The sequence below is a fragment of the Syntrophothermus lipocalidus DSM 12680 genome, assembly GCF_000092405.1.
GTDB lineage: Bacteria > Bacillota > Syntrophomonadia > Syntrophomonadales > Syntrophothermaceae > Syntrophothermus > Syntrophothermus lipocalidus.
The window spans coordinates 1274386-1286645 of sequence record NC_014220.1 but is presented as its reverse complement, the minus strand read 5'-3'; the positions used below and the strand labels follow the sequence as shown (position 1 = coordinate 1286645).

General features: G+C 48.9%; 8 protein-coding genes. 6 read left to right on the top strand and 2 right to left on the bottom strand.

Going from position 1 to position 12260, the window contains the following annotated elements:
- Positions 1-266: 266 nt before the first annotated feature.
- Both SLIP_RS06190 and SLIP_RS06185 read right to left on the bottom strand, forming a co-directional pair.
- The gene (locus SLIP_RS06190; RefSeq protein ID WP_013175424.1) at positions 267-1373 is read right to left on the bottom strand and encodes an amidohydrolase; all 1107 of its coding nucleotides are present in this window, start codon (positions 1371-1373) and stop codon (positions 267-269) included.
- A 187-nt stretch (positions 1374-1560) separates the two neighbouring features.
- Positions 1561-2253, bottom strand: coding sequence for an FHA domain-containing protein (locus SLIP_RS06185; RefSeq protein ID WP_013175423.1), 693 nt, complete (start codon positions 2251-2253; stop codon positions 1561-1563).
- Between the two features lie 185 nt (positions 2254-2438).
- On the opposite strand from SLIP_RS06185, the gene SLIP_RS12030 reads away from it, so the two are divergent.
- The 6 genes from SLIP_RS12030 to SLIP_RS06155 all read left to right on the top strand — a co-directional run bounded on the left by SLIP_RS12030 (position 2439) and on the right by SLIP_RS06155 (position 12170).
- Entirely contained in the window at positions 2439-4394 is a 1956-nt protein-coding gene (locus SLIP_RS12030; protein WP_013175422.1) for a serine/threonine-protein kinase, read from the top strand.
- 207 nt (positions 4395-4601) lie between these two features.
- Positions 4602-5000 (top strand): zinc ribbon domain-containing protein, encoded by a 399-nt coding sequence (locus tag SLIP_RS06175; RefSeq protein WP_013175421.1) that lies wholly within the window; start codon positions 4602-4604, stop codon positions 4998-5000.
- A 123-nt stretch (positions 5001-5123) separates the two neighbouring features.
- Complete coding sequence (locus SLIP_RS06170; protein WP_013175420.1) at positions 5124-6134, top strand: FHA domain-containing protein; 1011 nt, start codon at positions 5124-5126, stop codon at positions 6132-6134.
- 117 nt (positions 6135-6251) lie between these two features.
- Positions 6252-7742 (top strand): zinc ribbon domain-containing protein, encoded by a 1491-nt coding sequence (locus tag SLIP_RS06165; protein WP_013175419.1) that lies wholly within the window; start codon positions 6252-6254, stop codon positions 7740-7742.
- A 1068-nt stretch (positions 7743-8810) separates the two neighbouring features.
- Entirely contained in the window at positions 8811-10919 is a 2109-nt protein-coding gene (locus SLIP_RS06160; protein WP_013175418.1) for a sigma 54-interacting transcriptional regulator, read from the top strand.
- A 63-nt stretch (positions 10920-10982) separates the two neighbouring features.
- Entirely contained in the window at positions 10983-12170 is a 1188-nt protein-coding gene (locus SLIP_RS06155; protein WP_013175417.1) for a CaiB/BaiF CoA transferase family protein, read from the top strand.
- The last annotated feature ends 90 nt before the right edge of the window (positions 12171-12260 follow it).

Sequence of the window (12260 nt, the reverse complement as noted above, 5' to 3'; positions counted from 1 at the left end):
CTACTTTGAATGGCAAGAATTTTTAGGTAGGTGTACTTTTGACCTGCAGCACGCAGATTAAGCCCGGTTCGCGATTCTGAATGTCCGCATCGGCAGTCAACTTAGCTGCTTTCAAGCCAATGTTCCAATAAGTACCCTAAACTCAAACCTCTCATGTTATTATTAGCAAATCTAACCATGGCAGGTCAAGTACCGATTCGGCCAGAGTACCCGCCCTGTGAACACTTACGAAGAATTAGAGTTGGTTTTGGAACAGCAACGAGCAGTTATTCAAGGAACCAGGACGGTTGCCACCCGTAAAACTCCCAGTTGGCCTGGGCGTAGAGATTTAGCACTTCGTCGTAGGACAAGCGGTGTTCATAGTCAAGAGAAGCTACTGTCCTAGCGGCTTCGTAAGGACTGGCTTCATCTACCGGGGCGTCTGATCCCGCAAGTAGCCGCACTCCTCGATCCCGCAGCAAGCCCCATGCGTAGGCCGTTTTTATCCTTTCAGGCCCTAGGCGAGCGCGGGCCCAGGTCAGTTCACGGGAGAAAATGGGCTGGATGCAGACTGCTATACCTGCTTCTGCCAGGGTGTCGATCTGGTCAGGCCGCAGGTATTGGACGTGTTCCAGTCTGTCTTGAGGGTGGCGGGATTTCTTAATCACTCTGATAAATTGGTCTACAGCCCGGTCACCAATAGCATGGCAGGCTACGGGTTTCCCGACTCTATGCACCTTCTTTACTATGGCCAAAAGCTCGTCATCCGAGTAGTTTAAGAACCCGTAATTGCCTGGATCGTCTGAGTATTCGTCAATCAAGGCAGCGGTGCGGGCTCCCAGGCTTCCATCGAGGAAAAGCTTGAATCCCAAAGCTTCATTGAGAAGCCTCATGTCCGTGGTGTAAAAGAGCACCTCATCAAAAAAACTCCGCCTGTTAAAGTCCATCCCCATGTCGATAGCCTTCTTTATTTCCAACCTTTCCAATTTAGCCATTCCGTTTCTGACAATGATTTCAGGCTGAATCCGCAGTAGTGCTGGGAGCTGGTTTAGTATCGCAAAGACATCAGCTTCATAGAAAAAACCGTTTTCCGACCGGCGTCCCAGCTTTTCCATGGCTGTCGTGTTGGCGACGACCAGGTGCAGGCATGTGCGAAAAATGACAACCGGAACTTGCCCGAAGGCTTTGTCGAGAAAGCACCGGTCGGGCATGGACTTTTCTTTTGTGGATTCTTGATTGAAGCGTACTCCCACAAGCCAGCTCTCAATAGGTCTTGCCTTTAAGATCGAAATGAGCTCTTCCTGACAAGAAACCCCGGCCAGGTTGGCAAAAGAACTAAACAAACAGAATTCCCAAAGATGAATATGGGCGTCAAGGAAACCTCTTGTGTTCATAGTTGAATTATAACACGGTTGAACACTAGTCAGGTGTTATGTTAGCAGGGCCACGTTTGTTTGCGGAGTTCCATATCCACTAAGTACATAGTTTTTGCGGAACTCTGAGTTCAACCGCAATATTTATTATTATACCGATTTGACTTGACTTTGATATTCATATGGTATTGCTAGGACGGTGATGACTTCAGAGATCAAGCATATATCCGTAGCGAGGGATAGTGACAATGAGGTTTCCGTGTTGGCCGAGGCGTTTACGCAGACGGTATACCAGGGACGTGATTTCATCGTTACCGACATCAGGTACATTAGTCTGTGGACTCGGGGGACGCTCAGGCCACACCCTGCGTCTAATTTCATCGTAGCTGATAGCCTTGCCACGGTTTTCATAAAGAACAATCAGAAGTTCTGCATCTTTTCCTGATAGGCGTAAGGGTTTCCCATTCAACAGGACTTCTCTCCGGTCGCCGTTAACTACCAGGGACTGAGGAAGTATTGACCTATTGGCGGGAGGCTGTGTTAGATCAAGTGTTTGCTCGAATTCGGTTTCGTACATATTGTGAAACGTAAGCAACACTATTCCTCCAGCTAGGCTTATGATATCGCCATGTTTGAGGGGGTATGGTTCATAGGGCACGAGCTGGTTTCCGTTAACCTGAGTCCCGTGTCTGCTCGCTAGGTCGGTAATGGTAGCCTGGTTATCTTGGAACGAAAGCACGGCATGCTTTTTGGAAATGTAGAGGCTGGTAAACGGAATATCAGGATGGTGGGTTTTCCATGGCCGACCGATCAATGCCTCACCCGGCGCCAATTTGATAGCGGTTCTTTTATCATGAGGTTCGCCTTGTTCGACTATTAAAACAGCCCCCGAATCAACCATACCTGCACCTACCAATATCCGAGCATTCGCTCGGAGAGATTATACCACATTTTTTGGGGCGTGAGATATTTTTCTGGGAAGGAAAAATGGAGAAGAACGTAGAAAGTGTACTTGGTTTGCTGGGTTTTACACTTTCAACTTGGATGGCTCTCTTGCTTTCGTAATAGCTCAATTGGGGGTGCGAGATGTCGAGAAAGTGTCCATCTTGCCAAACAGAGAATCCTGATGGCAAAAACTTTTGCAGCGAATGTGGGCAGAGTCTTACCGACGATTTTTCCAGAACCGGGTGGCTCAAACCCGACTCGGTTCTTGAAGGACGGTACGTAATAGTCAAGACTCTTGGCCGGGGTGGAATGGGAGCAGTTTACCAGGCGTTGGATACCAGGCTTAATAACATCCCAGTGGCCATAAAAGAAATGAGTACCAGTGCTGTCAGTCCTGGGAATATTCAGGCAGCGATAGAGGCTTTCAAGAAAGAGGCTTCAATATTAATCAGCTTGCGACATCCGGCCCTACCAAGAATAACGGACTTCTTCAGCTGTGGAAAGGACCGTTGGTATCTAGTGATGGATTGTATTGAAGGGCAAACCCTCAAGACTCTGGTGGAAAAGCGGGGCCCCATACCGGAAACAGAAGTAGTAAACTGGGCGAGACAGCTCTGCGAGATTCTGGATTACCTCCACAGCCAGGATCCCCCAATTATATTTCGAGACCTGAAACCGGCCAACATCATGCTGACACCAGATGCTCGGATTAAACTGATAGATTTCGGTATTGCCAGGCACTTTCGTCGAGATAGCTATGCAGATACCTTGGCCTACGGGTCAACCGGGTTTGCTCCTCCCGAACAGTATGGCGAGCACCAGACCGTTCCTCAGTCGGACATTTATGCTCTGGGCGCCACCTTGCATTACTTGCTTACCGGACGCGATCCATCACGGAATCCCTTTAACTTTCAGCCCCCAAGCCAATTCGTGAAGGTTTCTGGTCGTATGGAATCAGCAGTAATGAAAGCCCTCCAACTGAGGGTTGAGGATCGGCCCGCTAGCGCCCGGGAGATGATGGCCCTTTTGCCGGGTGGCGAAGTTGAGGTTCATAATCCCGCGATTGTACAGTCGGAGAAGCACGGTACGGAGCTTTCTTCGCTCGTTGACGAAAAGAAGGAGGTAAAGGTGACTGCTTCGGGGGAGACAGGTGAAACGAGTGACTTTCCCGTGGGCAAATCTTTGCCTTTAAAAGCGGTAGAAGGCTTGACAGTCGGGATCGAAGTGGATACTCCTACGGTACCTCCAGACCAGAGTACTGTGGAGACCGCGCCCATGGGTGAGGGAGCTGCAAACTTTTCCTCAACTGTAATGAACAAAGATAGAAATTTTGTCCCTCAAACTGGGTATTCAGAATTAGCGGTCAAAGACACCTCGAGAAATACCCGATTTGTAGCACCAGTTGTTGCCGTTGTTCTTCTGATACTGGCCATATTTGGCTCCGTCAGCTACTTTCAGAGCCGAAACCACGCTGTTTTGAATGATGGATTTGATAGGTCAAAAGTAACTAGCAAGGCTGGAATGGGGGACATCCAAAGTAAGGGATTTCAAAAGCAGCAGGGAACGAATCAACAAGAGACCAACCTGTCAGATCAACAACTGGAACTACAGGGGGAATCCCAGAAACAAACAGAGCCTCAAGCGAAATCCGAGCAGCAACCTAATAAACCACAGCAACAATCCCAATCATCCTCACAACTTCAACAAAACAGCGTGATCAGTCTTCCCCAGCCTCAAACCGGCCAGCAGCAATCACAGCCAGCTGTGCCGTCTCAACCGAGCTGCGTGGTGGATATTCCTGAATTGGAGGCAGCAGGTATTATACAGGGAGGGCACGGTAGCACCATAGATGTGGTCCTTTACCAAAAAGACGCGTATTGGGTGCAGATACCGAAAGCTGTAGTGGTGGAGGGAGATATTGTTCTAGGAAAGCCTTATCTCACAGATAACAACAACAGGGTCTGCTATCCGGTAATAAGCGAAATGACCACCGAGCGAAGTAGTATCGAGTTTTATGGAGGAAAAGCCTGCTTTCCCAACGGCGTACCGCCGCACAGCAGCGTTCGGGAACTAGCATATGCCTATGGGTATATCTAGTATGATACGCAAAGGAAACCGCAAAGAGCAGCTGAAGTCCTGACTTGGCAGATCAAAAGGCGGTCTGGACAACATACGGAGCATGGCAGTTGGGACGCATTGTTCAAGGCTTGTTCGTGGATGGGGTTGATTCTTGACCATGGGCTTGCTACTGGAGGGGGGCTAGTCTCTTGTGTTCTCTTGTCACGCTGGGAAAGGAGGGGTGCGATGGCGGACTTTTTTGACAAGGTAAAGGACGGTATCAATAAGGGAGTCAGTACGGTAAGTGTTCGGTCGAAAGAGCTGGTCGAAGTAACGAAGTTGAAGGCTGAAATAGATTCTTTGCAGCGAAAGAAGAAGGATTCCATCGAGGAGCTGGGCAACATAGTCTATGTCATGCTATCCCGCGATAACTTTGACCAATCCAGAGTAATGAGCAAATACCAGGAGATTGCCGGAATAGACCAACAGATAAAGGTAAAAGAAGAAGAGATGCAGAGGTTGAGGGCCGAGGCTCAAGCTGCGTTGGGAAAACCGGTGACGGTCGGGACCTGCGAATGCGGAGCGCCGGTTAGCCAGGGAGCGCGTTTCTGTGCTAAGTGCGGAAGAAAAGTAGAGCAATCATAAGCTCTGGAGACCATCTGTTATCATCGCGTGACAGAGAAATCAGTACTATGTTATTGTTTGTTGGCGTTTGGTTTTCTATTATTACTTGGTAGAACCGGAGTTACATGTTAAGGAGGAAGGGCTATGGAGAACCTGGGGAAAAAAATCTCACCGGCGTTATTTGCTCTTATCATCATTTGTTTTCTAATGCCGTTCGTCAGCATTTCGTGTAGTGGACAGGAAATAGTTACTTTGAGCGGAGTAAACATGGTTTTTGGCAAGATGGTGCAGTTACCTACTGGCGAGACTGAGTCTGTAGGGCCTTTTCCGATGGTTATCGTGGTCTTTGTGCTTGCATTAGTAGGTGTTGGAGTCGGGTTCTGGAAGAACCGTTTGAGTAATGTGGCTGCCTTTGCCGCTGGCTTAGTTGGGCCAATTACGATGTACCTTTTTAAATCCAGTTTTGACGAGGAGGCTGTAAGCCAGGGCCTGACTACTCAGTGGGGAGCCGGGTATTATTTGACCCTACTTTTGTTTCTGGCTGGGGCAGGGCTCAATCTCTATCTCATGGTTCGTAACCGGGGAGCGCTTCCCGCGCCGGGGCTTGCAAGATCCGGCCCTAGGTTCTGCATCCAGTGCGGTGCCAGAAACGAGGGTGGAAATGCTTTTTGCACCCAATGTGGCGCCAGGCTAGAGCCGGGTGGATATGGCGGGAGTGCGAGAACATCTGCGCCGTTTTCCTCACCGGCCAATGTGGGGGGAGAAGCGTATGGCCCGGGTGAAGACGAAGTGACTACAGTTCTGGATGATTCAGGGGATACCCGTCTGTTGGAACAGGTAGAAGAAGGAGAACCTTTTCCGGTCCTGAGGATAAAGCGGGCAGAAGAGGAAGAAATAATACCTATCAATAAGCCCGAATTTTATATCGGAAGGAACCGGGAGGCAGTAGATTACTGGGAAGCCGATAACCCGAGCATCGGGCGGGTTCATGCCAAAATAATCCGCCAGGACGGAGCTTATTATATCGTCGATCTTGAATCCAAAAACGGAACATATCTTAACGGCGAAAGGCTTTCCAGCAATGTTCCGTATCCCTTGAGTTTCAAAGATAAGATACGGTTAGCAAACATAGAGTACACTTTTGACCAACCATAATTCGTGATATATGAAAGGAACTACCTTCCCGTGATCCTGAAGTTGCGGGAAGGTAGGTTTATGTCAGGAAATCTGTGACATCCAGGAACTTATCACAGTAATCAGGAGGAGATTAAAATGAGCATAAGTAACCTTGGACCAAAGATAAGTAGAAAAAAATCCGTTGTCTTGCTACTACCAGTCCTTTTGGTAATTACGCTATTATTAACAGGTTGTGGGGCCGATCTCACGGTCGATACTTCGGTTAATGAAAAGGGGGCTGGGCAAAGGGCGTTTCACATTTACGTGAGTCAGTCGGACTTAGAGCAGGTCAGTGGCGGGGAACCGGCGTTAACTCAGGCCTTAAAAGCGGCTATGCCTCAGGTGCTGACCATGAGTTCAAGTGCCGATGAATCTGGAGTTCAATACACCTTTACCATGGATTTCAAAAACATAGACGAGCTGAAACAGAAATCAGCCCAGATACTGGGTTTCGAGCCCCAGATCCGTTTTACGAGGCAAGGGAGTCCCTTTGCTCGCGAATACGTGCTCGAGGAAGATACGGATATGAACGCTTACTTCCAGTGGGCGATTGACGCAGCGAAACCCCTGGTGAGTTCGGAAAACCAAAGCAGCATGGTGGAAACCGTTAGTAACAAGGTGCTGTTGCCAGGGTGGAGCGATTTTTCTAGTACAAACACCTCGGCGTGGAGCGCTGCTTCGACCAAGTCAAACCCCGTGAAACGGGTTGAAGTTGAGACGGCGGTATCGGAAAGCTCTCCTGCGAGGACCGTAACCGTGGTGGTTAACCAGGACACAGTTAAAGCCATAGACCAAGAGGAAAAGAATCTCATTCCACGGTTTCTGAAAGAAAAGACCAAAGTAACGAAGATTAAGACGGAGCAGCAGAACGGGACTGTACGGTATACTTTTACTCTGGAAGGCAATTCTCCGGCTGAACTGGCGAAGAAATGTGACGCCATTTTTGGGGCAGGAGCTTTTACGTATGATCCGGTGGAGCCTAGTTCATTCTTCCGGCTTTATAACCGCTATCATTTTGCGGACAGGTATGATTTCACAAGCTGGCTGGGAGCCTCTATCGAAGAACCCCTCAAATACGTGGCCAGGTTCAACGGGCCTATGGTCGATGCTATGGGAACGGAAGTCAACGGCGGTGCCAAAGAACTGAAGATGGAGGCGCCGAGTGGGTACGTGAACGCGGAGGCTTACGTGAAAGAACTGTCATGGGTAGGCCTGGCAGCGCTGGCTGTTCTGGTGTTACTTGTCTTGGGAATAGTAATTGTTCTGGTTATCTACTACAGGAGGAACCCGGAGAAAGTCAAGGGTTATGCTCAGGGCGTCCTTGGGCAAGTGGCAGGCCCCAAGAGTCCTTACGCTTGTCCTTCCTGCGGAACTCCCTTCAACCCCGGTGACAAGTTCTGCAGTAAATGCGGGGCGGATATAGGCAATCGCTGTCCTCAGTGCGGGCTTCCTAACAAGCCGGGGGACAAGTTCTGTTATGCCTGTGGTACGCGATTAGTAGAAGCACTAGAACAGGCTGACGGTTCCCTGTTGTCTTCTGAGACAGGCCAGATGGTGGCTGCAGCGGAAGATGATGCTGAACATTAGAGGTAAGTGATGAGACGCGGAAGTTATCTGACTAATAGCGATTGAAAAACTATGTTGTGTAGTGACGAAGGTTTGAGAGTTAGGAGCCGGGCTTCAACAAGCCTCTGAGCCTGGGCTCCTGGCTACAGATCACAAGTCAACTATAAGGTTTTGCGGGTCGCGCTCGTTCGGAAAGTAACGCAAGGTCAACCCTGCCTCCCCGCAGCAGCGGGGAGGCAGGGTTAATTTTTTATCAGAGAAGGGACAAAAAACTCAAATTTGCACTGATTTGGCTTCGATATAATCGGGTTACTGGCACTTTTGCACGTCGTTTGCCGCTTGGCTTGATTAGGATAATGAGATAAACTGTTTAATAGTAGTGGCATATGATACCAGGCATGATGCATATTGGTATTGATAGCAACATGCAACTTGTCACACAATTCTTGCCGTATAACATGTCTACTCGCAACCATAAAACTCTCCAGTCGTTCAGTATTCTTTTATTCAGTTAGTTGATGCATAATTAGATCAAGAGCTGTTGCAATACTACAGCAACTAGAGGTTGTCGTAAACTTTCCCTTTAAGCCCCGGACACGGGTAAGGACATAGGCGAACTCCTTGATTAATCGCGTCTTTTGGTACAGTTCTCAAAAATGGGTGCGGTACTGTATGCTCAGGACATCGAAGAGATACCTGCTTTTGAGAATAAGCCGGTTGGCAGTTGGTGATGGATTGAGATGGCATGGCGCTTAAACGTGTTCGGAAGGAGTTGGTTGTTGCAGATTAGCAACACAAGTTAACTGCGGTGCAACAGAATAAGGGGTTGTGAGTCCGGGAATGGTATCGTTTTAGGAGGGAAAAAACACGCAACCGCGAGTATTGAGGAAGCGGCTATTTAATGATTTGCGAAACGGGATCTGGGCTGGATGGCTTGGCTATTGAGTGGAACAAGAAGTGAAACTAGGCTTAGGTGGCACGATATTTGCACTGTAAGAGACAAGAAGAGCTTTCAAAAATGAGTTCGGCACATCGTGAGGCGCTCGAGGAGTGTTGCATGCGGTATTTGGTTATGGAGGTGGTTAACCCGTGAAACTTGCCGAGATTATGACTCCGGATCCGATAATGCTTTCTCCTTGTATGACTGCCCGGGAGGCGGCCAGGGTTTTTTCCGAACACAGGATCGACAGCGCGCCGGTGGTCGACCAGAACCAGCGATTGGTAGGCTTGTTGACTAAGAGCCACTTGTTGAGGGTTCTGGGGCAAGGCTTGTCCCCGGAAATATTAGTCGAGCAGATTATGACGCGCCATGTTCAAACCTGTTCGCCCGAAGATGAGCTGGACAGCATCATATATCCGGATAGAGGCAGATACCCTGTTGTTGATGGGGATAAGGTAGTAGGTATGGTTACTCGTACCAACTTATTGCGGGTGTTTTTCGATTCATACCACAAACTGAGCACTGAATTCGAGACTATTCTAAACTCAACCCACAACTTGATTATTTCTATAGACGAATATGAACGGATCGAGGTTTTTAACCGGGCAGCCGAAGAAGTCTTGGGAGTGAAAGCGGGAGAGGTAAGAGGGAAAAAAATCACGGACGTAATTCCTTCCTCAGGGTTGGGCGAGGTAGTCAAGAGCGGAAGACCGGAAACCCTACAGAAAGTTGAGTTGAACGGGAGGACTCTCGTGTCTAACCGAACCCCGATTATTAAGGACGGCAAGATAATCGGAGCCGTGGCTGTTCTTCAGGACATGTCGGAGATAGAGGAGATATCCAAAGAACTGAAATATGTAAAAGAGCTGAACGAAGAATTGAATGCTGTCTTCGAATCATCGTTTGATGGCCTTTACATCGCTGATGGGAACGGAATAACCTTAAGGCTTAATAAGGCATTTGAACGGATAACCGGAATCAACGGGCGTGAGTTTTTGAACCGGAATGTTGAAGATATAGTTGAAGAAGGAATCGTTTCGGAGTCGGTTACAGCTCAGGTTTTAAAGCAAAGGCAACCGGTTACTATTATTCAGCTTTATGCCAAGACAGGCAAGACAACCCTAGCGACGGGAACGCCGGTCTTCGACAAGAAAGGCAATATTTTTAGGGTGGTCTGTAATGTCAGAGACGTAACTGAATTGAACATGTTGAAACAAAGGCTGGAGCAGGTCGAGGGCTTGAGTGAACACTATGAAAAGCAATTACGAACCCTCCGCTTGCAGTATGCGGGATCGGGCAAGATGGTCGTGAGATCACCGCGGATGAGGGATCTTATGGAAACCATCATCAGAGTAGCACAAGTCGATTCTACAGTACTGATAACGGGGGAGTCAGGTACCGGGAAGGAACTACTAGCTGAAACCATTCACGCTAACAGCGCTCGGAAAGACGGGCCTTTCATCAAAGTTAACTGCGGGGCAATCCCTGAGAGTTTGCTGGAATCGGAGCTTTTTGGTTATGATGCCGGAGCTTTCACTGGGGCGAGAAAGGAAGGGAAGGCTGGGTATTTCGAATTAGCCAATGGCGGGACTTTGTTCTTGGATGAGATCGGAGATCTTCCTTTGAACCTTCAAGTAAAGCTGCTTCGGGTAATACAGAGCCGGGAAATCGTGCGGGTAGGAGGGATTAAGCCGCTCAAGGTAGACATCCGTATCGTGGCTGCGACCAACCGTAACCTGGTAGATATGGTGCGGAGAAAAGAGTTTAGAGAAGACTTGTACTACCGTCTGAACGTGGTCCCAGTAAATGTGCCGCCGTTGCGACAGAGGAAGGAAGAGATTCCGTCTCTGGTAGTCCATTTCCTTCAGGTGTTTAACCGCAAGTACAAGCAAGTGAAAAGGATTTCTCCGGAAGTAATTGACCTTTTTATGGAATATGACTGGCCGGGAAACGTTCGCGAGTTGGAAAACCTGATGGAGCGCCTGGTGGTAATAACACCTAGCGATACCATAACGGTCCAGGATTTACCTTCACATTTCGGAAATTTGGCCAAGGACTGGTCGAATAAAGTACATGTCTTAGATATAGTTCCTTTACGAGAGGCGGTAGAAAGCGTCGAGAAACAGATATTAGAGAAAGCCTATGTTCAGTTCCGCACGACGCGCCAGATGGCCAGGGCGCTGAAGGTTGACGCATCAACGGTTGTTCGCAAGGCTGCCAAGTACGGGATAGGAGGAAAGCAAGCGGTCTGGCTGTAGGCGGAGAGGGATTGTCTTCTACCGCAAATTGGCAGATAATTTGTAGGTGGGGGGGGATTACTGGTGAATAAGAATTTACCTTTGGCAGGTATTCGGGTGTTGGATCTTTCTCGGTACCTGCCTGGACCGTTTTGTACCCAAATACTGGCTGATTTCGGGGCAGAAGTCATTAAAGTCGAGGACCCTGGGACCGGGGATTTAGGGAGGCATTTGCCACCGCTCATAGCTGGAGAAAGTGCGCGTTTCTACACGGTCAACCGCAATAAGAAGAGCATCACATTGGACCTTAGGAAAGAGGAAGCTAAAGAGATATTTAAGAAACTGACGGCTGTGTCCGATGTTGTGGTGGACCAGTTCCGCCCTGGGGTTATGGATAGACTAGGTTTAGGTTACGAGGAGCTAAAAAAGATTAACCCGAAGCTGATATATTGCGCTATCACCGGATACGGTCTTAGTGGTCCCTGGCGAGACATGGCTGGACATGACCTGAATTACCTGAACTTAGCCGGGGTAACCCTTCTGAACGGGACGAAAGACAGCCTACCTGCCCTTTGTGGGGTTCAGATTGCCGATATTGCAGGTGGCACCTTATATGCAGTAATAGGTATCCTTATGGCTCTTATCCACAGACAGAAGACAGGAGAAGGCCAACTTTGCGATATAGCCATGCTGGATGGATCCGTCAGTCTTCTGGCTTATACCTTCGGCGAGTGGGCGGGAGAAGGAGAGGTACCCCGCCGTGGTGATGGATTGCTGACTGGTGGCTATGCCTGCTACAACGTTTACGAGACCAAAGACGGGCAGTATGTGAGTGTGGGGGCGATAGAAGAGAAGTTCTGGGCCCAGTTCTGCCAAAAGGTCGGCCGTCCGCAGTATATCGAGCAACAGTACCGTCCCGAAATGCAGTCGGAAATGATAGCTGATCTGAGAAATATCATGCGGACCAAGACCAAGCAGGAATGGGTCGACTTTTTTGCAGAGGACGACATCTGCTTTACGCCGGTTTTGAACCTCGAAGAGGTATCAGAACATCCCCAAGTAAAGGCGCGAGAAATGATAATCAAACTGGCGAATTTTAAGGAATCGGGCAAAGACGTGATCCTTCCCGGGATCCCGATCAAGCTGTCAACAACCCCCGGGGAGGTGAAGCCGAGCTTTCCCGCTTTAGGAGAACACAACGACGAGGTTCTTAGCTCGGTTGGCTACAGTCGGGAGCAGATTCGAAAGTTCAGGGAAGATAAGGTGGTATAGTTATTTGAGGACCAAGGGGACGGTTCCCGTGGTTTATTTTTAAAAATAAACCACGGGAACCGTCCCCTTGGTTTCCGTACTTACCGTTAG